36 protein-coding genes are annotated in these 25126 nt (G+C 53.7%); 3 read left to right on the top strand and 33 right to left on the bottom strand.

Annotation, left to right across the window (positions count from 1 at the left end; all coding sequences use genetic code 11):
• Nucleotides 1-20 precede the first annotated feature (20 nt).
• The 11 genes from EL628_RS20255 to EL628_RS20205 form a co-directional block, all read right to left on the bottom strand.
• On the bottom strand, nt 21-1646 hold the full coding sequence (locus tag EL628_RS20255) for an Ig-like domain-containing protein (protein WP_126581670.1): 1626 nt from the start codon (nt 1644-1646) through the stop codon (nt 21-23).
• A gap of 24 nt (nt 1647-1670) precedes the next feature.
• On the bottom strand, nt 1671-2141 hold the full coding sequence (locus EL628_RS20250) for a hypothetical protein (protein ID WP_126581669.1): 471 nt from the start codon (nt 2139-2141) through the stop codon (nt 1671-1673).
• A 2-nt stretch (nt 2142-2143) separates the two neighbouring features.
• Nucleotides 2144-2554, bottom strand: coding sequence for an HK97 gp10 family phage protein (locus EL628_RS20245; RefSeq protein ID WP_126581668.1), 411 nt, complete (start codon nt 2552-2554; stop codon nt 2144-2146).
• A 1-nt stretch (nt 2555) separates the two neighbouring features.
• Complete coding sequence (locus EL628_RS20240) at nt 2556-2861, bottom strand: hypothetical protein (RefSeq protein ID WP_126581667.1); 306 nt, start codon at nt 2859-2861, stop codon at nt 2556-2558.
• Nucleotides 2861-3751 (bottom strand): hypothetical protein, encoded by an 891-nt coding sequence (locus EL628_RS20235; RefSeq protein ID WP_126581666.1) that lies wholly within the window; start codon nt 3749-3751, stop codon nt 2861-2863. The genes EL628_RS20240 and EL628_RS20235 overlap by 1 nt, the downstream gene beginning before the upstream one ends.
• Entirely contained in the window at nt 3748-4080 is a 333-nt protein-coding gene (locus tag EL628_RS20230; protein WP_126581665.1) for a hypothetical protein, read from the bottom strand. The genes EL628_RS20235 and EL628_RS20230 overlap by 4 nt, the downstream gene beginning before the upstream one ends.
• Entirely contained in the window at nt 4080-4757 is a 678-nt protein-coding gene (locus EL628_RS20225) for a hypothetical protein (protein ID WP_126581664.1), read from the bottom strand. Before EL628_RS20225 ends, EL628_RS20230 begins: the two co-directional genes overlap by 1 nt.
• Before the next feature lie 3 nt (nt 4758-4760).
• A complete protein-coding gene (locus EL628_RS20220; RefSeq protein WP_126581663.1) occupies nt 4761-5036 on the bottom strand; it encodes a hypothetical protein in 276 nt (91 codons plus the stop codon).
• A 49-nt stretch (nt 5037-5085) separates the two neighbouring features.
• Nucleotides 5086-6762: a hypothetical protein gene (locus tag EL628_RS20215; protein ID WP_126581662.1), complete on the bottom strand. Its 1677-nt coding sequence runs from the start codon at nt 6760-6762 to the stop codon at nt 5086-5088.
• Between the two features lie 106 nt (nt 6763-6868).
• Nucleotides 6869-7972 carry an HK97 family phage prohead protease gene (locus tag EL628_RS20210; protein WP_126581661.1) on the bottom strand — a complete coding sequence of 368 codons (1104 nt, stop codon included), beginning with the start codon at nt 7970-7972 and terminating at the stop codon, nt 6869-6871.
• Nucleotides 7973-7975: 3 nt separating this feature from the next.
• The gene (locus EL628_RS20205) at nt 7976-8755 is read right to left on the bottom strand and encodes a DNA-methyltransferase (protein WP_126581660.1); all 780 of its coding nucleotides are present in this window, start codon (nt 8753-8755) and stop codon (nt 7976-7978) included.
• A gap of 81 nt (nt 8756-8836) precedes the next feature.
• Between EL628_RS20205 and EL628_RS20200 the strand changes: the two genes are divergently transcribed.
• Nucleotides 8837-9349 (top strand): hypothetical protein, encoded by a 513-nt coding sequence (locus EL628_RS20200; protein WP_126581659.1) that lies wholly within the window; start codon nt 8837-8839, stop codon nt 9347-9349.
• Here EL628_RS20200 and EL628_RS20195 read toward each other — a convergent pair.
• The 13 genes from EL628_RS20195 to EL628_RS20135 form a co-directional block, all read right to left on the bottom strand.
• Nucleotides 9346-11028 (bottom strand): phage portal protein, encoded by a 1683-nt coding sequence (locus tag EL628_RS20195; RefSeq protein ID WP_126581658.1) that lies wholly within the window; start codon nt 11026-11028, stop codon nt 9346-9348. The two genes, EL628_RS20200 and EL628_RS20195, sit on opposite strands and share 4 nt — an antisense overlap.
• 103 nt (nt 11029-11131) lie before the next feature.
• The gene (locus EL628_RS20190; RefSeq protein WP_126581657.1) at nt 11132-12166 is read right to left on the bottom strand and encodes an RNA ligase family protein; all 1035 of its coding nucleotides are present in this window, start codon (nt 12164-12166) and stop codon (nt 11132-11134) included.
• Nucleotides 12159-12404 carry a hypothetical protein gene (locus tag EL628_RS20185; protein ID WP_126581656.1) on the bottom strand — a complete coding sequence of 82 codons (246 nt, stop codon included), beginning with the start codon at nt 12402-12404 and terminating at the stop codon, nt 12159-12161. Before EL628_RS20185 ends, EL628_RS20190 begins: the two co-directional genes overlap by 8 nt.
• Nucleotides 12401-12733 (bottom strand): hypothetical protein, encoded by a 333-nt coding sequence (locus EL628_RS20180; protein ID WP_126581655.1) that lies wholly within the window; start codon nt 12731-12733, stop codon nt 12401-12403. Before EL628_RS20180 ends, EL628_RS20185 begins: the two co-directional genes overlap by 4 nt.
• A complete protein-coding gene (locus tag EL628_RS20175; protein ID WP_126581654.1) occupies nt 12733-12912 on the bottom strand; it encodes a hypothetical protein in 180 nt (59 codons plus the stop codon). The genes EL628_RS20180 and EL628_RS20175 overlap by 1 nt, the downstream gene beginning before the upstream one ends.
• The gene (locus tag EL628_RS20170; protein ID WP_126581653.1) at nt 12909-13244 is read right to left on the bottom strand and encodes a hypothetical protein; all 336 of its coding nucleotides are present in this window, start codon (nt 13242-13244) and stop codon (nt 12909-12911) included. Before EL628_RS20170 ends, EL628_RS20175 begins: the two co-directional genes overlap by 4 nt.
• Nucleotides 13241-14695 (bottom strand): phage terminase large subunit, encoded by a 1455-nt coding sequence (gene terL / locus EL628_RS20165; RefSeq protein ID WP_126581652.1) that lies wholly within the window; start codon nt 14693-14695, stop codon nt 13241-13243. Before terL ends, EL628_RS20170 begins: the two co-directional genes overlap by 4 nt.
• Nucleotides 14696-14719: 24 nt before the next feature.
• On the bottom strand, nt 14720-15019 hold the full coding sequence (locus EL628_RS20160; protein WP_126581651.1) for a hypothetical protein: 300 nt from the start codon (nt 15017-15019) through the stop codon (nt 14720-14722).
• Nucleotides 15016-15630 (bottom strand): hypothetical protein, encoded by a 615-nt coding sequence (locus EL628_RS20155; RefSeq protein ID WP_126581650.1) that lies wholly within the window; start codon nt 15628-15630, stop codon nt 15016-15018. Before EL628_RS20155 ends, EL628_RS20160 begins: the two co-directional genes overlap by 4 nt.
• A gap of 9 nt (nt 15631-15639) precedes the next feature.
• Nucleotides 15640-16131 carry a hypothetical protein gene (locus EL628_RS20150; RefSeq protein ID WP_126581649.1) on the bottom strand — a complete coding sequence of 164 codons (492 nt, stop codon included), beginning with the start codon at nt 16129-16131 and terminating at the stop codon, nt 15640-15642.
• An 8-nt stretch (nt 16132-16139) separates the two neighbouring features.
• Nucleotides 16140-16346: a hypothetical protein gene (locus EL628_RS20145; RefSeq protein WP_126581648.1), complete on the bottom strand. Its 207-nt coding sequence runs from the start codon at nt 16344-16346 to the stop codon at nt 16140-16142.
• Between the two features lie 165 nt (nt 16347-16511).
• Nucleotides 16512-16775, bottom strand: a complete 264-nt coding sequence (locus EL628_RS20140) for a hypothetical protein (protein WP_126581647.1) — start codon at nt 16773-16775, stop codon at nt 16512-16514.
• A gap of 314 nt (nt 16776-17089) precedes the next feature.
• The gene (locus EL628_RS20135) at nt 17090-17302 is read right to left on the bottom strand and encodes a hypothetical protein (protein ID WP_126581646.1); all 213 of its coding nucleotides are present in this window, start codon (nt 17300-17302) and stop codon (nt 17090-17092) included.
• A gap of 359 nt (nt 17303-17661) precedes the next feature.
• On the opposite strand from EL628_RS20135, the gene EL628_RS20130 reads away from it, so the two are divergent.
• Complete coding sequence (locus EL628_RS20130; RefSeq protein ID WP_126581645.1) at nt 17662-19011, top strand: helix-turn-helix domain-containing protein; 1350 nt, start codon at nt 17662-17664, stop codon at nt 19009-19011.
• A gap of 66 nt (nt 19012-19077) precedes the next feature.
• Here the strand turns inward: EL628_RS20130 and EL628_RS20125 are convergent, their stop codons facing one another.
• The 8 genes from EL628_RS20125 to EL628_RS20090 form a co-directional block, all read right to left on the bottom strand.
• Nucleotides 19078-19293: a hypothetical protein gene (locus EL628_RS20125; protein WP_126581644.1), complete on the bottom strand. Its 216-nt coding sequence runs from the start codon at nt 19291-19293 to the stop codon at nt 19078-19080.
• 10 nt (nt 19294-19303) lie between these two features.
• Nucleotides 19304-19654, bottom strand: coding sequence for a hypothetical protein (locus EL628_RS20120; protein WP_126581643.1), 351 nt, complete (start codon nt 19652-19654; stop codon nt 19304-19306).
• Nucleotides 19647-20081, bottom strand: a complete 435-nt coding sequence (locus EL628_RS20115) for a hypothetical protein (protein ID WP_126581642.1) — start codon at nt 20079-20081, stop codon at nt 19647-19649. The genes EL628_RS20120 and EL628_RS20115 overlap by 8 nt, the downstream gene beginning before the upstream one ends.
• Nucleotides 20081-20419 carry a hypothetical protein gene (locus EL628_RS20110; protein WP_126581641.1) on the bottom strand — a complete coding sequence of 113 codons (339 nt, stop codon included), beginning with the start codon at nt 20417-20419 and terminating at the stop codon, nt 20081-20083. Before EL628_RS20110 ends, EL628_RS20115 begins: the two co-directional genes overlap by 1 nt.
• A gap of 27 nt (nt 20420-20446) precedes the next feature.
• Complete coding sequence (locus tag EL628_RS20105) at nt 20447-20674, bottom strand: hypothetical protein (protein WP_126581640.1); 228 nt, start codon at nt 20672-20674, stop codon at nt 20447-20449.
• Nucleotides 20675-20780: 106 nt separating this feature from the next.
• The gene (locus tag EL628_RS20100) at nt 20781-21026 is read right to left on the bottom strand and encodes a hypothetical protein (RefSeq protein ID WP_126581639.1); all 246 of its coding nucleotides are present in this window, start codon (nt 21024-21026) and stop codon (nt 20781-20783) included.
• A 62-nt stretch (nt 21027-21088) separates the two neighbouring features.
• Nucleotides 21089-22444, bottom strand: coding sequence for a coiled-coil domain-containing protein (locus EL628_RS20095; RefSeq protein WP_136626717.1), 1356 nt, complete (start codon nt 22442-22444; stop codon nt 21089-21091).
• A gap of 330 nt (nt 22445-22774) precedes the next feature.
• Nucleotides 22775-23524 carry a hypothetical protein gene (locus EL628_RS20090; protein WP_126581637.1) on the bottom strand — a complete coding sequence of 250 codons (750 nt, stop codon included), beginning with the start codon at nt 23522-23524 and terminating at the stop codon, nt 22775-22777.
• A 178-nt stretch (nt 23525-23702) separates the two neighbouring features.
• Between EL628_RS20090 and EL628_RS29920 the strand changes: the two genes are divergently transcribed.
• The gene (locus EL628_RS29920) at nt 23703-23864 is read left to right on the top strand and encodes a hypothetical protein (RefSeq protein ID WP_161975627.1); all 162 of its coding nucleotides are present in this window, start codon (nt 23703-23705) and stop codon (nt 23862-23864) included.
• A 730-nt stretch (nt 23865-24594) separates the two neighbouring features.
• Here EL628_RS29920 and EL628_RS20085 read toward each other — a convergent pair.
• On the bottom strand, nt 24595-24945 hold the full coding sequence (locus EL628_RS20085) for an ArsR/SmtB family transcription factor (RefSeq protein WP_126581636.1): 351 nt from the start codon (nt 24943-24945) through the stop codon (nt 24595-24597).
• Nucleotides 24946-25126: the final 181 nt, after the last annotated feature.

The following is a 25126-nucleotide window of genomic DNA, read 5'->3' as shown; positions in this document are numbered from 1 at the left end:
AAGCACGCTGGCGCAGGGGATTACGCGGTGTAGTTCGGGGGTTGCTGCGACACAATGACCAACTGGTGCGAATAGCCCTTTGAGATCTCATAAATGCCTTTGGCCTCGAGATCAGCCTGGACATTGTCGAGCTTCGTCGCGTCGCGTTTGAATTTGACGTATTGCGCGGGGAAGATCCAGGTCCACGACTTTGAATAGATGGTGCCGGCCACGGAGCCGATGTAGCCGCCGAGGAACTGGAACGCCAGAAATTGCTTGAGATTGGTGCGGTATGCTTCGAACTGGTCCAGACTCGCGAAGTCAATCTTCGCCGTCAACATGACCTCGCGCTGCTGTCGATACAATCTATTGAAATTCTGCGTCACCGTGGCCGTGTAGATCGGCTTCTGCGGTACTTTAATGCTGACCTTGCCTTCAACGACGCTGCTGTAAGCAGTGGTTGCCGGTGTGCCACCAAGGCTATCGATGTAGATGGCGGTCTGCCAGCCGACCATCGGCAAGTCCTGCGGCTGCGCAAGCGATGAGACAAGCGACGCGCTCAGTGGGTTCGTTGAGCGATTTCCGATCGGCAAAACATCCCACGTCCCACCCTTCACTGAAAGTGACGTCTCTTTTTCGACGTTGAAGGCAAACTCCAGGTCCGTGAGGTAAGTCTGCGGAATGACGTTGCTATCGGTGCCGCTGTACCACTCCAGGCACGCGCTATAGAGTGCGTTGAGGTCCGGTGTGAAGGTATATTGCCAGCCGTAGACGCCGGTGATCGCGCAGGAGCCCGAGGTCAATCCCGTGAATGCCACGCCGCTTGCATTGACGGCGCTGTAGACATTGGTGCTGTAATACGTGCCGTTGCCGTTACTACCACCCGCTGCGGCAGTGATGGTTTCTGAAACAGCTACGCCCCACTGATTTGTGCCTGATACGACGATGGTGCCCGTAGCCGACGATGAAGTCACCGTGAAAATGAGTACCATGCCTGGCGCGGTCGGCTGAGTGGTCAGCGAAAATGGGCCACCGCTGATAGCACTGCTGGTTTTGAGCGACGTCGGTGAGGCGGGGATTGAGACCACAGCCGGATTATTGCTGACACCTGCGTAGGCCGCAAACATCGATGCCTCGGGGTATAGAGCCTGGTCAATTTTGTTGATCGTCGGCTTTTTGATGGTCTGCAACGATCTCGTGTCACGATCCAGGAGGCCGCGCGCTTCTTGAGGCGAAAAGTAGCCGAAGGGATCTTCGATGTCGGCGATGCAGGGAATGAGATATTTCGCAGCCTGGACACCGTAGATCATGATCTTCGCGTTCGCCAGGCCGGTCGTGGTGATGCCGTTGGCGTTCACGGTCGCGTAGACGTTGGTGCTGACATATTCATAGTCGTTGACCTGGACTGCCTGGCCCGCCGCTTGGATTGGTATTGTAGGCGTTGTCTCGGTCGGCGTGCCGCCACCGACACCGGTGCCGGTGATCGTCACGGTGCCAGTCGTGGTGTTGCCTTGCACCAGGATGTATAAGCGCATCCCTGTTGACCCGCTAGGCTGCGTGGTCAGTGAGAACGAGGCTGACACAGCGCCGTTGTAAAGGAGCTGCGGACCTGGATTATTGATGTTTTCGAGGACGAGGCCGAGGGTTCCCTTGGCTGCTGTGCCCATAATGGACTCCTTAGAAGAGGTAGTTTACGGCTGTGGGCCGTTCGGGAGGAAGTATTCGTAGGTAATTTCGAGGAGGAATTCGTGTGCTCGGCAATTGTTGCCGTTGATCGTCGGGAACGAATAGCGCTCGCTACCAGGCACCATATTGACAATCACTGGCCCTGCGACGCTCAACGTCGCTGACTGCGCAAAGAGAAACGTTACAGCGTCGCGGATCGCATAGAGTTGCTGTTCAGCCGACGAGGCGCTAGCGTACGGCACCACGCTCGCAATGTTAAAGTGCGGCTTATCGTGGATCTTCGCGGATCTGCCGAGCGTATAGCGCTCCACAGAGCCAGCAACGGCCATGACCACGCCGACCGGCATAGCATCGGTATAATCCTTGAGTCCGCCGATGATTGTGTTGGCATATGCTGGAGATCCGTTGACGGTCGCGCCTGCCATGATCGCCTTGATGGCCGTGGCGACGGCGTAGGTGTTCGGTGAGGTTGGCATGGTTAGGCTCCTAGCCTGTTCAGTGCACGCTCAACTGCGTCCTCGACAAGGCCGAAGACGTGGTCGTGTTCCTGGTTGGCAGCGGCGGCGAAGTAGTAGGCACCGGGGTCAAAGTGATAGTAGCGTCCGAGGCGATCAACCATACCGCTAAAACCAAATTCGCGACGCCTGGCGTAGGGAAGATCCGAGCCGATCTCGAGCTCATATGGCGAATCGTTGACCTTGCGGATCGATGCCTCCAGGCGTCCACTTGGATTCTGCCAATGCATGTTGCCGCGCACCGCACCCACGAGGATATCCCCTGATTCGCTGAGCGCTGCCTGGACTTCCTCGCTCATATAGACGCCGAAGCCCGCGAACTGCGCGATCTGCGCCAGGCTTCGCGGGTCGAAGCTCATCGAGAATCCAGCCATATTACACTCCTAGCAGCTTCTCAGCCGGTATTTTTGCGTATGTCTGGCCGTAGGACTCCACGTTTCCGAAGACTCGGTAGCGCGTCAATGCGCCGGTCAGCGGATCGATGTTGTGCTCATCGATGAGCAGATCGCCACGTCGAATATCGAGCGGGCCGCCGCCGGTGCTGCGAATCCAGAATGAATCATAGGGGCTCTGGCCGCCAAGATCCGCTGCGACCCGCCATTGCATATTCTGAATATTCGTTGGAATGCCAGTGCGGACCGTCGCAGCTGAGCGCTTGATGGTCATGGTTGTATCGAACATTAAAAGGCTCGCTGTCTGTAAGGAGAAAGCGCGGATTCAGCACGCATCACGAGGACAGAGCGGCCAGTGGTTTCGCCGCGTAGCCTGGTTATCAGTTGCACATCGCCGAGCCGAACCTCAGCCGCGCCGGTTGGATTTCGCCGATCGCTCAGAAGATCGCTGACGAGCCAGATGCATGCCTGGCTGATGTCGTATGGCAATGATGCGTATGCATAACCTGCGGTATATGAGATCTGTACAAAGCCAGGCGTGGTCTGCGAGAGAGGCCGTGTAATCCCCGACCACGGCACCGTCCCCGAGGTTGTGGAGAGTTGCGCAATCGTCACAATTTGTTGATCGGCGTCGATCATGGCCTGGCTTGCATCCAGGTTGATCGTTGTCGATGCATTGAGCGAGATCGTCACCGCCGACACTGTTGTCACAGGGAATTGCTTTGGCCGAATCAGCAATTGATAATCTCGGTTCATCGCTGCGCGCATAGAGCGCAGCTGAAGCCGTTCGGCGCTATGCGATGCCTGGAGTAAAGGCTGCCGGCAGAAAGCCTCGATCTGCGCCGAGGCATTGATGATCATGGACGCCAGGCTACCCCCGCTTCCATCGCTACACAGCGAGATGCCAGCAGTATGCGCATTGCTCAGCGGTGTGCAGGTGAGCGACGTCGCGCCAATGGTTGCCGCTGCCGTCAGGGTCACAATCTCGGTCGCGCTGCCATCAAAGAGATAGATGCGATCTCCGCTGGACTGCGCAGCCGTGAGCGCGGTCACAGGCAAGGTTGTTGCACCTGTTGTTGTTGACGATGAAAGCAATAAGACATTCGATACGAGCGTTGAGGTGTCGTGGCCTGACGGCGCGCGAAGATAGTCAGCGACACTGATGTATGTATTCATCATTTGGCGATCACCTGGAAGACTCCGATGCTCAATGTCTCAGTGAAACCGCCTGGAAATGAGATAACCAGGAAGAGCACATAATTACCGAGGCTCGCAACATCAGCGCTAGATGGCTGATAAACGACGCTCGCCGGCGTGCTGCCACTGGCTGCGGTGATGGCCGAGAAGGTACCAGAGCCTACGACCTCGACGCCATTATCGGTATTTTTGATCAATAGTGTAAAGCTGGATGGAGAAAGTGACGCGACATTGATAGTGCCGCTATCAGGGATGAGCGAGATCGTCCAGGATGGCGCTGTGTCACCCTTATACCATGGAGATATTGCCATTAATGCCCCCTTGCCGTTGCTTTGCCGTCGCGGCCTGTAGCGGATGTTTTGCCGTCTCTGCCTGTCGCGATGACCGTTGTATTCTGCGGCGAGCTTACGGGTACGATCAGGTCGTCGGCGATAAAATTATCGATGCTAATGCCGCTGGCCGTGTTGCCGTTGGCCAGAACCGCAAAGCCGCCCGATAACACCGAGGAATCCGTTGTGGTTGTCGTCCAGGTCGTTGGCTCCATGGTGCCATCTTGCCAGACGCGGCCATAGAGCGATGTGCCGATGCATCGAAGTCGCATCCAGTAATGCGTGGCGACGACCATGGTAAATGTTGCAGTGGTCATCTGGGTGTTAGTGCCGGCATTGGCCTTATTGAGATGCACACCGCCACCATAATATAAAAATTTATAGGTGGTCGTGTTGCCACCACCAGCAGAAAAGCGCGCCTGGACTCCAACGACATCTCCGCTATTGGCGATGGCCACGCGAGCGCTCACATCCTGGTCGGTCAGCGTCTTGCTCCCAAGCTGCACATGGGTGTCTGTGGCAAGCGATGAGATCAACCCGCTATTTGCGCTGATTGACAGCGTTCCAACGCCCGTCTCGGTCCACGTCTCGCCATCGCTGGCCGTTCCCCATCCGCTTTGGTTGCCCCGAGCGAATGTATCCGATGCCTGGATCGTCATGTTCTACAACCCTCGCGCATCGAGCTCTTTGATCCGCGACGTGTGCAGGAATCGCTTTGTTCCTGCGACGGGGCAGGGAACCTCAATAAACACGTCCCCGACGTCGGGATCGAGGATACCAGCCAGGACCGATCTCTTGAGGTTGAGGTGATACTCAAAGCTATTGTCCATTCGCAGCGTCACCGCAAGGATCTCGTCGGACTGCGCAGTCTCCTCGCTTTGTTGCTGTATTTCTCTTTCGGCTGAGGTTGCGCTGCTCTGCTGATTTTTCTTGGCCATGATGACCTCCAGGTAGTTCGGTGAGAATCAATCTCACCGAACCTCGATCTTAGTGATAGACAACGCCGTTGAGGATGCCCCAACCGCCGAGAAATTCGTTGCAGAGCGTCTCGTCCACGAAATCGCCGAAACCCCAGGCCGTCGGGTTTTGCTGAGTCGGTGGATAATCGACTCCGTAGTAGTCACGGTTGTAGATGATTCTGAATGGAGGATCATTGTAGCCAGAAACAGGGTACGGAAAGCTCATCGAGCCGAAGATGAGCGTGCCTTGCGCCAAATACGGCAGTGGCACGATGTCAACTAGCCGACCGGTGGCCTCATTGAGAATCTTCGTTACTCTGTATCCGGCGATCAAATTGTTCTGTGATGAAGCCGAGTCGGCAGAGACCACAACGCGTGTGTTGCCAGCCGCAGTAACCAGGTTAGTAATCGTGATCGCGTCCTGTGGGCTGCAAAACAGGTATTCGGGGTTTGCGCGCGCGGCGTTAAACATCTGCAAGAATTGATTCTGTATGTCGGAGAGAGCCAGGTAGCCAGTGGTAGCCGCTGGCTGAGTGATAAATGATTTCAATGCCCCGGTGCCGGTTGCGATGTTGGCGAAGATGCCGGCATTGTTATACACCAGGCTTTGAGCTCCCTGCCAGGTGAGCGGCTGAGACAGAGTCGAAGGCTTGACCATCGCTGTATTGGAAACCACCGTGCTCAACGCGGTGCCGCTGGTCGTCAGCGAGGTCATGGTTGCGCTGAAATTTCCTTGAATTTGTGAGGCTGGCTGGTTCAGAGCCGACGCGCCACCGAAATTTGAGGCTGCGCTCTGGAGGAACATGGCGGATGCCGCTGGCTTAGAGGCTGCGGTCGCGGCGTACACGTTGTATTTCGTCGTGGTGTTGGGCACTGTGAATAACGTGAGTGCGATGCTGCCGGTGGTGCCGCTGGCAATGGTGTATGGCCCAAGAATACCAGTGCTCAATGTTTCGCCGTTAGTGTTGACAGCGGTGACGGCGAACCAGTACGGATTCGTCGCGGCCAGAGATCCGCCGGTGGTGCTCGTCGAGACCAGGGGAGGCGGTGGAGTCCAGAGATAATCACTCATATTGATGAGCCAGTTCTCTTCGATCAGCTTCAGCGCATATAGGAGCTGTGACGTCAAGAGTGCGCGCAGATCCCCCTCGAAGCTTCGACCGCGCCATTCAGCCTGGAAGGTGAGGGCGTCTTGGAGTCCGATGGTTTGAAAGGTGTTCGACAGTGCGGTGACTGTGCGACTGACATAGCTAGGTGTGCCGCCATCATCGACTGCACCAAGGACCGATAAAGGAGAATTTCCGCCAAAGAAGTCGACGACAGCTTTCCAGTTGTGAATCGGCACTCCTACGCCAGCCTGGCGCGGCGTCATATTGAGCAAGGGCGTCAGGAACGGAATCAGCATTGCAGCCGGGGCTTTTAGATCATATCCAATAAAACCCGTTGCAAGATTGGTACCAGCACGAACAAAGTCAGCCTGAGCATTTTTGACGAGTGATACCGTCTGATTGCTGATGTCAGCCTGGTCGGATGCATTCGGAGGCAGTGCATTACGGTAGATCGATCCGACCTGCTGCCGGGTCATTTCCTTGCTAGGCGCAGGTAAGCCATGAGTAATCGGTGTTAATTCGTTGACGATCTCGGTCGCCAATTCCGGGGAAAGTCCACGGACACGCTCGACGAGCGCATCAATTTTTTGAGCCAAGGTAGTGCTCCTTGAGGATAGAAAAAACAGAGGAAGTATGCAGAGAGCATATGTGGGAGAGAGAGCGGGGACGCGATGACATACAAAGCTATGCTATGAGCATAGATTATCGGCGAGGCACCAGGGCCGCAGCGGCGCGAATGGCATCGTCGACATTGGTTGGCGGCGCGAATCCAAGTTCTGCTGCGCGCTGGATGACGTCCGCGTCGCTCATCGCACTTCGTTGCACGCCGCTGGTCGCCAGGTGCTTCTCGACAGCCACGCCCGCGCCATGCAGCACTGGCCCGCCATCGAGTGGCGTCTCCGCGATTTTTTTGCAGAGAGTCTTGATCTCGTCAAGCTGCGAGGACAGATCATCGACGCGCCTCGTCAGATCTGGCGCTTCTTTGCGTTGTGCGTCGCGAGCCAGCAGAGCGTTGACGCGCTGAGTCGTACTGCCGAGCTGCGCCTGGATCGCGACATTGACTTCGCGGATGATCTCCGCGATCAAAGCACGCTGCTGTGCATCCTCGCCGGCAGCCAATTTCTCAACCATACCAACGCAATCATCACAGCCGCAGAGCGTCATCGCCTGGTCGCGCATGGTATGCAGCGATGACTTGGTGTCAGCGGAGATCCGAGCACCGGCACGCTCGATGGACTCATCGACTGGCTCGGCAGACGGTGAGATCTCATCTTCGCTGTCAGCGGCCAGAACATCGGTTGCAGAGCCGTTAGCCCGGACAATGGCAATGTTGGCGACTGGACAGCTCGGGTTATCGACGAGCGACAATTCGACGAGATCGTAGCGATCCAGGATTTGGACGCGGCGACCGTCTTTGTCGATCTCTGACCATTTGCCGTTTTTGCCGCCAACCGAAAAGCCGGTGAGCGTGCCATCTAAGACTTTTTGCCAGGTGTCTTCAGCGCCATTGCTGATTTTTGCGCGGACGATGATCTGTTTGTTGTCGTCGTCAGGTTTGATCTCCAGTGCTCGCCCAACCGCCTTGTGGGGGTCGTGCATCTCCCGGATATTTCCGCGCCATGCTGTGAAAGCATCTTTGCTGCCCTGGTAGCGAAAAATCGTTCCATGGCCGTCTTCGACCTCCGCTGTAGCAGTGCCAATGACTTCGCGCTTTTCGCGATCGATCCGCTCGATGGGGATGTAATAATTGATGGATTCGGGGAGTGTGCCGCGCTCAATAGGTTCGGCGCTAGCTAAATTTGTCATGGGTTATGGGTTCTCCAGTCGTTCAATGAGGATGGCTTTGTCGCCGGTGTGTGATTCGTAGCGAGCTATGGTGACGTCGCAATAATGAGGAGAGATTTCGATGCCGTAACAATGGCGATCTTTGTTGTGCGCGGCCAGCAGAGTCGAACCGCTGCCAAGGAAGGGGTCATAGATGACGGTGGCTCTTGGAATTACGCTGAGAAGAGATTCAAGGACTGGCAGTGGCTTTTGAGTGGGGTGCCAAATATTGCCAGATCGCTGGCAGGAAATGACGTTCCCATGCCCTGCCTTTAGGTCAAAACACCCTTTACTAATGGTTCCTACCAGGATAAGTTCATGCTGAGCACGCCAACCAATACCCATACCCATGCTTTTCTTGTCCCAGACGACCATCGATCTTACACCATATCCTCTGCTTTCTGCGACATCGAAGAGGTAGCACCACATGCGCCAATCAGTAAAGACATTGATGATGTTTGCTTCAATTCCCATCACCGCCTGCCTTATCAGAGCCATATATCCTCGTGTGGAGAGCTGATCATTAATGATAGTTGCTCTTCCTGGCGCGCCAGTTCCAATGCTTCCATTGCTCTTCCCTGCTTCCTGCCAACCGCCGCTACAATACGGTGGATCGGTGACAACTGCATCTACTTTGATACCAGTCAATAATCGTCCAACATGATGCTTATCAGTCGAATCTCCGCAGAGAATGCGATGCCTGCCAAGTTGCCAGAGATCGCCTGGCAGACATCGAGCCTCAACGTCTGTCCTCATTGTGCTCATTTTTGTCTAATCCTATGCCGGCGCAATCGTACATCGACACCGAGGATGCGCCGGCGGAGCAGTGTCACCCGATGGCCATAATTGATCTATAGGCAGAGGCGAGGCGTCAGCATTTGCGAGGCACCGATCGCACGCATCAGGCTCAGCGAGCCAGTAGATCTCCTCGACGCCTGCCTGTTGCATTTGATGCACCACCTCTTCCTCGACCGCCGCGCAGACCTCTGTCTGGCCGACCATATCTGCGTATTCTTCGCCCCATGCGTCGAACTCAGTCTCAGCCTGTGCTTGCTTCTCTGCATCGCTGATCTCCTCACCCTCGCCGTCACCAAAGATCGCATCGATGATACCAGCGACGCGATCCTTGATCTGTTCGATGATACCGGCAACGACCTCGGATGCGCGGCTTGCGAAGTTGGCCAGGCTGATCATCTGTCGCTGAGCCTGGCCGACAATGCGTTCTCCTTCAGTCCTGGCACTTTCCAGGAGTTCAGTGATTGCATCGACGAGCTGAGATTGCGCCGCCTGGTCTGGCAGTTCGACACCATCTTTGCTCAGCTTGGCCAGGCTGATGAATCCCTGGATGGCACTGGCTAGCCGCTTCTCCAGGGATATCTGCGATTTTGATGGTGGCCGCCACTCTCGACGGCCACGCCGAAAAAATCAGGGTACTCGCTTCGCTCTTCGTCGTCGTTGGGCTTTGCGCCTTGCTCCGGTGGGGTTCCTTGCTTCTGCTGCTCTTCGTTGCCATTCGGCGCGGTCGGGGGATTCTTCGCGAGTTCGAAGCCTGCCATTTTAGCATCGTTGGAAGCTTTGCGCATCGCAGGATCGGCAATGTCCTCCAGGAAGACGGGGCCATCTTTGGTGAGAATGAATGGCGGTATGTCTTTCTCGACAGGTAGCTTGAGTTGGCGCGCCGCGACACTCGGCGACACAATGCCAGAGGTGACAAGCGTTGAGTACGCGGTTGCCTGCGCCTGGAAGTCTTCAGCCTCTTCGAAGCCTGCGAATGTGACGATGAACCGATCTTCGTTGAAGTACTTTTTGAGAATAAATGAGAACAACGTTGCATAGCGGTCTACCAGCGGTTGCACAGCGCGTCGGTAGAAAACGTTTTCCTGGCTATCTCCGCTCGATTTGTTAACATCCTCGGTGAAACCAAGATCAGCGAGCGTCATCGAATAACATGCGGTCGTGATGTTTAACAGAAATTGGTCAAAATCGACATAGATGTCTTTGTCATCCGTTGCCGTGTATTTGCTGCCAGGCTGAATCACCTTGACGCGGCTTCGCGCCTGATCGTTTCCGGCAAGCAACGCATCCCATAAATCTTGATATGCGAGGAGTTGCTCAGGCGTCCACTGACTGCCATCGTCAGGCGGCTCTAAGAGACCCGCTGGAACATTGCCATCCGTAAATCTCGAGAGATCCTTGTTTTCCTTGCGAAGAGCCTGGTTGATGCGAAGTATAATTCTCTCATTGCGAGACAAACCATAGGGGCTATCAGCGCGCACCGTCTCTCGGAAATACAGCATTTCGTCGCTGGTGTAGAGACCTGCGGGCACTCCATACAGGAATTGCTGATAGCTCGGGTATGGCGGCTGTGGTCGTCGGCCACGCGGATCTAAGAGTGGCTTGATCGTGGCACCATCGACGATCTCCAATGCATAAAGCCCGCCGCCTCGATTCAGACGAGGATAGATCGCGAGGGCATCGATTTGCAATGTTTCTCGTGTTGCCATTCGAAGCCACGATTTGAGATCGTAGCCATTGCCTGGATCTGGCATCGAGAAAAACTCGGTGTAGCGGGCAATGTCTGCGGCGAATTTCTTATCGCTGCTATCAGCGTCCCCAACGATTAACTCAGGTCGTGGCTTGATGACAAGGTTGAGCTTTGCGACCGTGTCCAACCATACTTGCTCGCAGAGCATTGCACCATCATAGAGCGCTGCCAGATTGCGCAGGGTATCAAAGCTGGTCGCCTCAGTGCTGCGCGGTCGCACTGAGATGTTGTAGCCGACGGGAAATTGCCAGCCTCGAGGCATGCCTCCAGGGCTTAGATCAGGCTGCGGAGTCAGCGGTGCGCCAGGCGAAAACATCGGAGTTCCCTGCTTGGCCGGGGCCTGGCTCTGCTGCATCTGCTGCAACAGCGCGTCTTGATTGATAGGCCGAGGAGTAGCGCCGGGTGGCAATGCTAGCTGAGAGAATCGGCGCGCTATCGCAGCATCAACGATCTGCTCTATATTCTGTTTTTGTCTGCGCGATCTTCGTGACATCGGTGATCTTTCGTGGTGTAATCAGAGGCAAATAGCGAGGAGTCGAGGACGAGCAATTATTGCTAGGTGCAGGCTGTGGTGGAGGAACGGCCAGAAAATAATGCTACACCTCCGTAAAATCTGATTTCTTCGCCAGCAAAAAATCATCGCTGACATACTTGAGTATAGCGCGGCCAATCCTCGGATCGGTGCGCTCGATGAGCGGCTTGATGACGACGCCTTCGCGGATATTCGCACCGAAACAGTCTCCGCTTGGTGCCACTTGTGTTACTCCGGATGCCCACTTGCGGGCCTTGTCAAGCGTACAGTAAGTAAATGGAGCAATGCGAGGTACCATCTTGACTCCGTACTCAGTGCAGATTCCGAAAAATGCGTCATAGTCGAGGAATCGACCATCTACTAAGAGATCAAATGCTCTGTATCCTTCATGGCCTTTGTAGCCATAATCCAGCGATTGCACATCGCTACCCAGGATCTCACCGTACAAGATGATCTGTTGGTGGTACTTGCTTAGGTTTTCTATCAGTGCTTTGACGCCCCAGAATCGACGCGGAGACCAGTACAACTCATCGCCTTCACCGCGTCGCACCCGATGACTGCCGGCCATCCATTGACCGTTGACCATGCCGATGCGGCTGTTGGTGCCGTGGATCTTCTCGGTAACAACAACGATCTCGTTATCGCCGAAGACGTTCGGATGGTGGCGCAGATTGTTGATGGCAGTGTACTCGGGAAATAGCGGATCTTTGGGCTGCGCATCGGGGTTATCGATGTGCTTACCCTGGCCGCGCAGTGGTGGCTCATACTTCGCCGCTCCGTAGTGCTCAGCGACGTTATCGCCGACTTGCCATTCGTCGTTTTCACACGGCATGACCAGGCCAAACGATGGCTCGCCGCGCAGCCGTGTCGCTTTGATGCGCTGGTGATCCAGGTACGCAGTGACGCCGAAGCGATCACTGACCTCGCGAGGCAGGACGGTGTCAGGAGCGAAATAGACGACTTTGTCACCGGCGGCGTACTTGCCGCGAGGCACAACGCATTGCCAACCGAGGACCTGCGCGAGGTCGAGGCTGTCGGCATTGGAGTGCGGTGTGATCGTGCTGATGGTAGCGACGGGAACGTGGAGGGGGCTAGGCATAGAGCGGATCTCCTGATTGATGCTTGATTGATGCCTTGCACTGACATCGATTGCTAGAGCCTAAGAATGCGAATCCGCATTCTTTGCAATGCAATTTCTGCGATGCCTTCATCGCCTGGCGCTGCGACGACGAGATCTTTGCTCGTGCTTTGCGTGCGACGTAGCGCCAGCCTGCTCTGCGTTGTGCCCGGTTGAGCAATGGTGGCGTGGATTTCTCTTTGGCTTGGGTGGTGATCATTGTTTCACCTCGGCATCAATGTACTTGACACTGAACGACTTGCCACAAACTATATCCAGACGCTCAACAGAGTCATAGAAGGAGCATTCACCAAACCATGCTTCACCCTCTATTTTCTTCTCCCACCGCAGCATTACCGCCCCATCACTGAATACAATGCCCACAGCGGCAATATTGGATCTACCATCATCGCCTATAAGGTAAAATCGACGCATTCTGCAGCTCGCCTGGAGAGCGATGCGCTCTTTGGTCTCGTCGATCGAGGCTTTGATCTGCTTGATAGCATCGGCGAACAGGTCGTCGAACAATTTTGAGTTCTGCTCTGCCATTATTGCTCCACCTCCGCAGCCGGCATATGCTCGGTTATCGTCGAGACCACGTCAGCCTCGAACTCCAAATTTTTAATAACCTCTCGCCAGAAACGTTGATATTCAGCGATCTGCTCCAGGCCGACGCCGGTAAGATCCGTGGTAATATTGATGGTGTGTGTCATTGTTGTCTTATTCATAATTGCCCTAGAAAAAATAATTGTTTGCCTTTGCGGCCCTTCAAGATATCCATATTAAAAAGATTGAAACTTGCAAAAAAGTGCATCATGGCGCGGCGATACCCATCAGGATCATCGACGACCTTGCCATCTTCATCGACCACGACAGCCCTGCCATCTTCATCAGTGACAATGAAACCCCAGGGCGCGCAGCTTTCCGTCGCTGCGTGGCCTGCATCAAAGGCTTCCGAGGTCGTGTCAAAAATTTCCTCGCTTAACTCAGAGCCGCCACCGAAGCAACCATGCTCATCGCCGGTGCAATCATCACAGAACAGCCGATATCGATACTTCATCGCTTCATCCTCAACTCCGCTAATTTCCTGGCATACTCGACATGGCTCTGTGCGCTTTTGCCAAAGAGCTGCTCCATGGCACCGCTGAGTGCATCGACGGCATCGTCGTGGACGCCAACAGTCGGGAACGCTTCAAGCTCTGAGAGGAGAGCATCATTCCACGCCGATCGCACCAGGCGCACATTGCCAGCTTGCGCTTGCGATGAGACCGGCTGCGCTCTGGTCTCTTTGTCCGCGCCGACCTTGTGGCCGAAGAATGCATAGCCTGGCAGCACCTTGCGCCGATAATAATCAATGAGCGACTTTGAGCCCGCGCCAGGCTCTTGTTCCATGTAGACCTGGATCTCATGGCCGTCTTCGTCTGCGGTGCGCTTCACCAACGCTTCAACGCTGGCCGGGCTGTATCGTTCGCGTCGCATGTCCAGGATGGCATAGCTATCATCGACCAGACGGGCAACCTTGATGCCAACGGTCCAGTCAGGGTCTTTGTTGGTCTCCGATGGCTCTGTCGCTGCGACGTCCCAGTACCTCACGATGCGAGCAATGTCGCTGTGAGGAGGTGCCTGGTCAACGAGGGGGAACCAGTGTCGTTTGAATAGACTGCCTGTGTTCCGCGCCGACCAGTCACCAAAGAGGAGGCGTTGCCGCTCGACGAGCGGGAGGGCTTTCAGCGCTGAGAGGTAGCCGGGGTCCGCTGAGAGTAACGCTGGATTGTCAAAGATTGACGCGGCGATGAATGAGACGCTAACCGCGTCGGGATGTCGCTCTCCTGGAGCGAGCCATGAGATGACGCCGCCATCTCGGACAAACCAGCGGATCTCTCCGCTTGCTGCGTGACCACCGTGACCGTCGTAGCTATCATCGACCCACGGCGCTAAGAATGCCTTGACCCACGAATCTGCATCGGGGTTCACTGTTCCGACCACTCGCGGCATGACACCGCATGTACTTCGGGCCCTGGAGAGCATATAGAAAAACTGCGATTCGAGGAAATGTGTGAGTTCTTCAAATCCGATGAATGCCAGCTGCGATCCTTGCCATGCGAGCCTGTCGGACTCGTACTGCATTGAGGCGAATTTGATCTTTGTCCGATGCTGAGGCCAGCGCCACTCATAGCGGCTCTGATTCGCCTTGCCGCCGGCCAGGCTGTACATCATCTGCGACTCATCCCAGAGACCACCTGGTAATGTGACCTGCGGCATGACTCTGCGAAAAATCACCGCATTATAGCCTGGTCGCGGGTCCAGAGCTGCATATCGCAACGCCATCAAGAGATGCGCGAATGTCTTACCGCCGCCAGCTGCTCCGCCGTAGATCGTGATCTTTGCTGGCGATGCCAGGAAGAGCTCCTGCGGCCCTCGCTGTGGTCCGATGATCTCTGCGCCGAGAGCTTGCTGCTGTGCGACAAAGGATTCAACGGGTCGTGGAATAGAGCGCGCTGCGAACGTCATAGATGGCCTTTGGTGGAGGAGAAGCTATAACGCGATCTCGTCGTCGTGAGCCGAGAAAACAGGACCGACGATAAACACTCCAATGGTCACGAGGAGATAGGCGAGCCAGGCTTGCCACATGTTGATGGTCGGCGCAGACCACATCGACACCACTGCATTGTAGAGTTGCCAGAAGATCATTGTTGCTACGATTCCGAGCCCCGTCCACAGCGCGCCTACGATAATCAGCGCGGCCAATGCCTCCCCGAAAATCCTCCGAACCGTTGCATGTGCGAGGACCAGCGTTGCGCACGCGGCCAGGCCGTAAAAGCTAATCATCATCATTCTACTCCATCAATCTGCTGAGAGCTACCAGCAACCGCGACGTCGCCATCGACGTCTGGCATGTAGAAGACGACGCGGAGGCGCTGCTCTTCATCCTCGCCGGCACCAGCGCTGACCGAGACACTGAGTGCTTTGCCGCCTTTGCCGCCAGGCTGCGACGCATAGCCGCCTGTGTGCTTCGCCATGACATCGACTGCTGCGAGCAGCTGACCGACGACCTTTGCGGTGGTTTCGGCGCTGAAATCAGCGTCAACATCGAGTTTCTCCAATTCCGCCATCGCTTTGCCATGGAGCTTCTCAATGAGAGTGTCAAGCTTCTTAACGCGCTCCAGGTCGCTCGCATTGCCTGCCGCAAACACTTCAGCGCGCCGCCAGGCATCGTAGGCCGCTGCTCTTCGCTGCCAATCGAACATCTTCGCCGCTGCGGTCCACGACGCAGGCACCGGCTTGCTCCGCTCATTGCGGCGCTCGGCATTGTAGACCCCACGGATTGACCGTGATGCACCAGCGGCCAGATACTGAGAGAATCGCTGATACCAACGATCATTCTCACCTGGACGCTGAAGCCAGGCTTGATCTTCGGGTGTTGTCGGTGCTGGCGATGCATGCATGGCTCTCCCTTAAATAACCTCGAAATGAAAGATTATATCTCGAGAATGAAGGTACACTCGGAGCCCTTCCATGCTAGAATGAATGTGTCGCAAATCGCCACCAGCATCGTCATACAAAAAAACCCGTGGCTTTCTCGCATCTTCCTCGCCATCAGAGTCTTCCTCGCCATCAACGAATTCGACGCCATACGCTGTGTAGGCCTTGTCTCGCCAATATATCAGGATAAATCGGCGAATCTCGATTGTGGGCCGACCAAGAACCGCAGCATCTGCTATGCCTACCAAGGCTTTTTTAATACGATTCTCTCGATTCGCAGATGCTTTTTCGACGACCTTCGCCAATGGCGAGAGATCTACATCGTCTGGCAGGGCCTTCGCTACGAACGAGGCAAGATCTTGGATTGATGAAATAGGTATTGTGGCCTTTTCCTTTTGAGAAGGATCATCCGACCATTGAGGCGTGTAGGTGTGCCCATCATAAAATATTTTAAATTTTTCCATGACTCTCCCTAACTTAATTTAAATCGGCGAGAAACATTATATGCCGTCGCCTCTCCTCGCCGAATCTCTAGAACGATGTCGGCGTTGCCTTTTTCGTCGGCCAAGTGCCCGAGCAACGGGTTGAGCCGCCTGGCCAGATCGATGGCCTCTGGCCTCAGGGATTGCAGGCTACTAAGTGGTAGTTCAGCATCGTCGGTATCTTGCAATTGCATCATGACCAGGCCTTTCGAAAAAGTCGTTAGAGACGCAAAAAGGCATGGCCGCGACGGGCCATACCTCGTTACTGATGAGTATAATTGAACCTTTGTTCTTTGTCAACAAAAATCATCACCAATTTTGATGAATTTCTCAGATTCCATCAAAATTAGTGATGATTCGCTTTAGAGCTTTGCTGGCGGCGGCAAGCAGCTCTCATCAACGATTTTCACGACCAGGCTTCTAGGTAATTCTGTTGTCATCCAGATGTCGCAGGATTCGCAGTGGTATGTTGTTTTGACGTAGTCATTGCCCGCCTGGCTTTTCGTCATGCGCTGCGATGTCCCGATCATTTTATCCTGGCAGATGTCGCAGGTGTACGCGAAGTACTGACGCCCTGGTGTTTCTGGTAATACCCCTAATACTGCGGGTTGGATTTGTGTTGGCATGCGCTTTCTCCTTTTTCATCGAAAACAATGTATTCCCCACTAAAATACATTGTACTCGGGGCACAAAATGAGCCCCTGGATGGATCTCCAGGGGCTCAAGAAAGAATAGCGGCTAGAAATATGTGGCGCATCTACCGCAGTAGTGCATACCATCGTGACCTTGAGGACCGGCGATGCAATTGCCCTGCGTTTTATTATCGCGTGTGCATTGGTGTGTTGCCGAGCAGTCCTTCCCGAATGTATCATCATCTGATGATCGTGTTGGCTCTTGATAGTCATGGGCATGTCTGGTCTTGATTTCTAATTCCATTTTCTTATCCAATCTTTTCCATGATCTCACAAACAATTCGCCGCGCCTCTTGGGCCCCTACCACCTCAGCGATCTCATTGCACCCTGCCGCCATTCTCTCCGTGATAAATCGATGTTTCGCAGTCTCAGCGAACCCTTCGAGGCCTTGTTTGGCACCACTCAGCTCAGCCTCGATCTGCGCCCTGATTCGCGCCACCTCGCTCTGATTGTGATTCATAAAGCACCCCTTTGATTTTTGATGACTATCCAGGCAACGACGGCCAGGCGGTAACAATCCTGGCGTCGTTGCTGGTCACGATGCAGGCCACGCGTCGATGGTAGTGACAGAAGGCATCGCTCGCCGCGACCTATGAATAGTATACATTGAATCTATGATTTTAAATCATCATTGCATCGTCTGATTCTCGTCTCTTCTTCTGGCAATCTGCATACGTTCTGCATATCTGCATATTGTCTGCATTTTCGCAGTGATTTGCACTGAAGATAGACAAAATACAGAGTGCAAAGTATAATTTGAGGGTATTGTGGATGGCGTGCGAAGTGTAATGTTATAGTATTAGAGGGCAGCGAACGCACATGGAAAGAACATTGCTCATCCAGGCCCGAATAAAAAGGAATTGGAGTCAGCGGCATGCTGCTCAAGCGCTCGGAGTTGATGTAAACACCCTGTTGAGATGGGAAAAGGGTGTATCATCGCCACGAATGCAGAGTATTGCTGATTTGTGCAAATTATATGGCAAGTCAGCGGAAGAATTACAATTGTCACAAATCGACCAAATTTCAATCACACCGGGAGGGTTGATGACAGACAATATCAGGGCAGGGCTCAGCTACGACCTAACGTCGCGCCTTATGAGAATCATCTTCTCATGGAGGAAGCAAGATACCTATGAATTGCAAAATAAGATTAATCAAACAATCAACGATTACGACCCAATCGTTGAGATGGATATCGAGCGCACAATAACTAGGAGAGATGCACTAAGGACGCTGGTTCTCTTTGCGTGCGAGACCTGCTATATTGGCACCGCAAAAAAGGCAGGCAGCGAAGAGATCCTTGCACAGTGCGCAGCGGCCATAACGGCCTGCTGGTATCTGAGAAAGGGCAAAGAGCTCGCGCTAGCCAACGATGCGGTATCGACATACATTGCATCTCTGCAACCGCTCGCAGAAATAAATGCATCTAAGAAAAGCGCAAGCGCTCTCTTGACGCAGTGCTATCTACTGAAAGCGACTCTCTCGCGGCTTGTGGAAGGTCACGATCAACCGTTGAGTCACCTGGAGCAAGCACAGCGGTTTAGCGGAATGGCAGAGGATCCAATTCTCCAAGTGCTAGCACTGCGGACACTAGCGGCAACGTATAGCTACGGCAACAAGAGCAGCGCAGCGCTAACACTTGGAGAAAAAGCAGCGGAGAAATTAAAGAATATTTCCGCGCCGCCAAAGCTTCAGAGTTTCGTCTACGCAGGTCTTGCCAACTATCAAGCACAGTGCAGTCTTAAAAATGACTCATTAAAATCATTAGAAATGGCAAACAAAACGTTTACCGAAGAGTCTTATATCTGGATTGATCACCCAGAGTCAAACATGTGGATAAACACCGGGATGGTCAATCTGCACCTGGGTGATTTTCAATCCGCAATCACCGCATTTGGGAGAGTTGAAACTCTGCCGGATCTATCTGGTAGTAGCGATGGAAAGATAGAGGCAACAATCAATAGCGTTGTCGCAGAAGTGCAACGCGATGATCGACCTCGCGACCTGGATCGCTGTATCGCTCTGTGGCAACAGGGCATCAACGGCGCAAAGGCGCTGAAGAGTGAACAATGGTTTAGCGAAGCCAAGAATGCGCACAGATTAATGTGCGCAGCATGGCCGACGGAACAACGCATTAAAGCACTCAGAGAACAACTGGCGCATTGGTAGCTCGGTAGCTCGGCACAAAGAACGAGGGTCACTCATCGATTTCATGAGTGACCCTCGTTCTCTTGGCTACTTCGATGCAACCCAAAGCCCAATGCTGATTATCACAACCAATACCACGAATTCCATAACCAGCCATAATGATCGCATCCACCTCAATATATTTACCTCGCCTTCCTCGCCTTCCCCGTCTTCATTGCCTTCGCTGGCCGCCTCGTCCTTTACGGACCACCGCGCAGCTGCGATCTGCTGCGCTTCGGCCAGAATGTCATAGCCTTTTTTCATTGATTTACTCCTATAGATATGCGGGGTCTATGCTAACAATCACAAAGGCAAGCAGAGAGCCGAAAAAAAACGCGATGCAAACGGCGACGAACGCGATGCATACCATCGTGAGGGCATCGCAACGCGGACATCGATACTTCGTGGCACCAGCTGCGACCATGCCCAACAGCACTGAGACGACGCCAACGATGGCCCACGCACCAGTATCAATGAGTAGTCGCATACTCATGCCACCATTCCCACAATAGTCAACACCATCCAGGCCAGTAATGCCATTCCCAGGATGACCAGGAGGCCGAGGCCTGCGCCGAACAGCAGGCCATCTCGGATCGACAATAAAATATCTTTGCGGCTCATACATACTCCTCGAGATCAATACCAATAATTCCGTATGAGTCCACGACACCGACGGTTTTCAGCGCAGCCACTGCGATAATGCGTGGTGTAACGAGGCTCAGCAATGCGTACATCGGCGAGCCTGGCCGTGGGAGATCCACGGCCAGGAAGAGGCTCAATGTGGTGCGATCGTGCGCTGGCCGAAGCGAGAATGCATTGATGATCATCAATGCATTCTCCATTGATGAGGAGTAGCTAGGAGCACCTGCACCATACATATTAAAAAAGAGATGTTTATCGATCAGTGCATCTATTTGGACGTTTGTTAAATTGTCGATGTGCGTGGTTCGTCGCTTTGACTCTGCGGATGCTGAGGCCTTAGCTGGCAGGCGCAGAATGCTGGAGGCAAGCAAAAATGATTGACTTGATATAAATGGAGTAAATGCTGCCATTATTTGCCCCCTCTCATTGACTTAATGGTGGCGACCAAACTAGCTTTTGATGGATTTTTATACCAATGCTGGTTGAGGTCTATCCCAATGTCAGCAAGCTCATTGATAGCCCACCAGCGATCAATACTAATAGACAAATCCAGGCTATTGATGATCTTCTCCGCCTTTTGCTGATTGTCGCTTCCTTCAATGACGGTCTGGAGCCAGCAGGCGAAAGTCTTCGAATCCACATTCAGGATGCTATATTCTCGATGCTTTTCGCCGCCATTCGGCGCAGCAACGATGAAGATGGACGACAGATCGTCCAAAGCGATGGTCGGCGCTAATTTTATTGACATTATTTGCACCCCTTTGAATAAATACAACTAAGATTGTTGTGTGCTCTCAAGGAGCACTATGGCCATTGCCAGGACCGCATTGTCCTGGCTCAAAGAATCATCGTACCCGGTGTGAATTCTCCGCTGGCGACGACTGGATAGATATACCTCATTGCGGTTGATGAGATCCTCCAGGTACGCCGTTACAGCCTCGATACTGCCATAACCTCGGCGCTTCGCAATGGTTGCGAGCGCGATGATATCCTTATCTTCCATGCTATCCCCCTTCACTCTTTATTATCCGGGGTTGGCGCTGAATCGAGAAAGATCAGCGCCACCGGAACAACGATAGCCAGGCTCACCATGATCACCATTGCGATGATCATGGTTGCTTCACCAGATCGCCGAATTTCGCTGTAATAAATTCGAGGAGTTGCTCCGGGCGCATGGCCCCCATTCGATCTAGCCTGCCGAGGCCAAAAGATCGAAATTTCTTTGTAGCAGGGTCGTACTTGCCAATGGATAAATATTCATAATGTTTGCCATTTCCCTTTTTATTTATGATATCCCTGGACATCAGGCGAAGGCGATGCGCCCCTATGATTGCCTTGATTTCTTCTGTGGTCATCTGATTTCTCCTTTTCCTTGTGTGGCCAGGCTTATCATTATCAGCCTGGCCGAGTCCATTGTTTACGCCTGGACCAGCATTGGCTGGACCTTGGACTTACGATGTCGGTCCTTGTATTTTGCGAGGGTCGTCTTCGACCTGATCCCGAAATTCTCCGTGATGATCGAATTTGGGGGATACTCGCCTGCGTGGTCCACCATCCATGTATCAAAGAATGCGTGGACCTCCTCCTCGATACCCTGGACCTGGTGGACCTGGACCTCATCGGTTGATGATTCACGGTCCACTCGAGGGAGTCCACGGTTCGCTGGTCCAGCAATCATCTGCACTGAGTGAACCTCGGTGTGAACCTCGGTGATTTTAGTCTGGACCTCTCGTACTTCTTGGACCTGGACCTGGAGCTCGCCATGGATTGCGCCGATCTTTGAGCTCAATTCTTCGCGAAGAGTTGCAATGCGATCGCCGAGCTGATCGAATGCCGTCCGGTTGCAATCTTCGATCGTACGCATGAGCGGTTCGACGCGCTCGAGCAAAGATATACCGATCTGCTCACCGATCTCTCCGTGAATCGCCTGGATCTCGCCATTGAACCCCTCAATGGCCTCGTGGACCTGAACCTTGAACGCCTGGATCTCCACGAGTCCATGGTTCAGGCTCGCGATGGACCCGTGGACCTCCGCAAGTTCACGGTCCAGATTGACAATGGACTCTTGGACTTCGCGGACCTTTGCCTCAAGTCCAGTGACGGCCTCGTGGACCGCGTCTCTGGACTTCGAAAGTTCACGGTCCAGTGATGATTGTCGCTGGTCCATGCGCTGATCCAAGATTTCCAAGAGTTCATCGTGGACCTCCTGGACCCTGGACTTTCGCGGCTCTTTCTTGTGGTCGTCGTGTGGCTGGAGTGCGTGGACCACCTTCGAGTACTCCAGAGCGAAATAGCTTCGGATGACGATAAAGATCAGCGAGATAATCAGTATGACAGAATCGGGCATGCCAGGGATAACCCGCTGTACTGCTCCCCAAACCAAATTAGCCATCATGACATAGAAGAGGTTCTTCGACAGAGCAATAGCTGCCGTTGCGGAATCTTCGCTGATGAGCCCCTTGGCTTGTGCCGCTCGTGCCAAGCCTGGAAGCCCAAACGAACCAAGATCGAGCGCTGCATTTTGGGATAAGAACATGATGAGCGATAGCGAGGCTCCATGAATATTGATCTTGGGAAAATTGGGGTATGTCTCCCCAATTGAATACATGACCGTCACGAACAGCACTGGTTGAACAAGTCTCGTGACCAAATTCATAAACCACGACCACATATGTGTGATATATATGCTCTCGACAAATCCTTGCCAGGCCGCACAGCATGTCTCCCATACCCAGGGCCAAAATCTAAACTTCGATGTCTTCTCTGGTTTCATTGCTTTATTTCCAATCTTTCATTATCATTATTATTAAGAGCCTCGACTTCCAATCCGAGGCCGCTCGGCGAGAATGCTTGATAGCGCCGAGCTTTTTTTATTTTGCATCGAATCCTGGTATAACATCGCGTCTCAAGGTGAGCTTATAGCTCTGCACTGGCTTTGGGTATGAGCCGCACACCCATTGACCGCTGAGATGGTTCTTCTCCGCGGTCTTGATCTGCACCAGCTCATAGTCCCCCGCGCTACAATCACGGGATTGCAATACAACAGCTGCGACTTTTTGCTGATTGATTTTCGCGTAAACTTTATCTCCTCGATTCCAACGCCTCACAGCCTACCTCCATAATCCAGCGCCTTCTCGATGGCGCGCCTCGTTTCTGGCCCTGGGTCGAGCCATTCTCTCAGCGACGGCACGTCAAACCATTCATCGTCGGCGACCTGGATACCAACGCATGCCTGGCCGTCGTCGAGTTCCAGGATTCCGACAATGATCTGCGGATATTTCTCTCCGATCTGCCGGGCCAGGCTTTCAGCTCTTGTCGCTTTCATCGCTGGCTTTGCACTGGTCGCTGTCGATGGCGGCAGTGGTGGCGGCGACGCATCGACGATTGGCGCATCAACAATGATGGTCGCCGCCGCTGTCGCTGGCTCAGCTGGTGCCGCGCCAGGCTGACCGACCACGACTGGCTCAACAGACGGCGGGCTAACACTGCCGCCATAGCCAGCTGCGTAGACCTCCTCGTCCTCGTAAATCGGCTCGTAGGCAATGAGCGCCGTGGTCGGAGGTTGCCAGCCACTCCTCATATAATCATCGAATTGATCGAAGAGGTGACGCTCGACGTCGCGCAACGTTACAGCAGACTTTGTTTTTCGCCATCCTCGGGGATCACCTGGTTCTCGCTGCCACCAGGATGGCGAGCCAGGGCAGGACATATGAAGTGCGACGAGCTGCACATGCTCCCATGCGCGGACCGGATCTTTTCCTGCTAAGCGATCCATGATTCGTTGTGCTGTTTCGAGCACATCGGATGCAGGCGAGTCAGAGACACTTGTCAAGATACGACTGATAAGATGCACAAATGTTACAGCCGTCCATGGCGCGCAAACGACGTTCGCATCAGTCGCGACTAGGCTTTTATCGTTGTAACATTTCTTTATCGATTCTATGGACACGGAATTATCAAATGTGATATTCTGATAATCGAATGGCGGAATAGACGATGCTTTCGAAGCACCCCTTTGAACGTCGTTAGGATTGCCGTTTTCTCTCCCGCCAGCATTGGAGGTTGTCGTCTCATTAATGCTGGCTGGCCTTCTGACCCTCACAGTGACCGGTACCGGCCATCTATCCGGTTCCTCCGGTGGATCAATCCAATCCAACGCAGCGATGGCTGCATTGACGGCCTGGATCTCGTAACGATATTGCCTCGATAATCGCGACCATCCCTGGCTGATCGCGTTGCGGCTCTCATCGTCGTCGCCGACATAGTTTCCTGCGCCATCTGCGACGATAATAAAGGCGCTCTCCTCATCGCGATAAAGCGTCGCCGCTTCTGGCTCCTTGGCCGCGTTAGCTCCAGGCCGCGCGATCCATCGTTTGCTTAGAAATCCGAGTTCCACAAGGTTTCGCTTTTTCGAATGCTCGTCGTCGTCTCCTGCGTCGTCAGCCCCGGACTCAGCCTTTTTTGACTCAATGCCAAAGCAATGAGCATAGGTGCTCTTCCCCTGCACCTTCAATGATAGCGTTTCGACGGTCCTCAATGGGACTTCAATCCAGAGATCGTCCGCGTGTGGAAGTGTTGCATCTGGTATTGCGTGCGATCTTTGTATCGCCGCGATCCGCCCCGACGTCATGAATTCCACGACGCGCAGCGCATCTGCGCAGGATTCATCGTCGGTAATATCCATGAAGTCCTCGTATCGGATATGGTATCGACCATTTGGGCGATGGTGCGTCCAGCTGCGCCTGGCCACCGGCAACTGAGGCTGTGCGTTTACTGGGGCCGCTGTTGATTGCGGTTTCTGTAACTGTTGTGCCTGCATGGTACTTTCTCCGTATATATTTTTTAATACATAAAATATATGATATAATGTCGAAGTACTTTCTTCTCAGAGAGCTCCAGGGGTGCACCTGGAGCTCTCTGCTTTTACTCGCACTCGTCAAACATTGGTTGCAGAGGAAGGACTGGCGAGAGCTCGTCGAATCCTGTGCAGTGCTCTGCGTCGTGCACCGCCTCAATGAGACCCTCTTTGTTTATGGTATAGCCTCTCCCTTTTTGCCCTCCGCCGCCAGCAACGACAAGGCCGGCAGCACGTAACGTTGCTACGTGCCTGGACACGGTGGCTTGAGGAACCTCGAGGCTCTGCGTCAACTCTTTGACGCTTACCGGATCAGCGCGGTGTGTGGCTAGGAACCTTAAAATTTTTAACCTTGTGTCATTCCCCAATGCCGCAAGTCTTGCGGCGATCGGAGTCGAGGCTGGCCTGGTTACGCTCATACTTCCTCCTGTGAATTTCCACTAATAGGTATTAGTGGCAACTTCAGCATTAAAATTTTATTAATATTGCATACTTGTACTTCATATCGTTTTTGCATTTTATACATATTGACGGTTGCTATTGCCGTCAGTTAATCTCTTACTGGAGAGGGTAGCTACCTCTCCTTTGGGCCAGGTAAAG

This window comes from Tengunoibacter tsumagoiensis, assembly GCF_003967535.1.
GTDB classification, from domain to species: domain Bacteria; phylum Chloroflexota; class Ktedonobacteria; order Ktedonobacterales; family Ktedonobacteraceae; genus Tengunoibacter; species Tengunoibacter tsumagoiensis.
The sequence above is the reverse complement of the archived record's forward strand: the minus strand, read 5'-3'. Positions and strand labels throughout refer to the sequence as shown.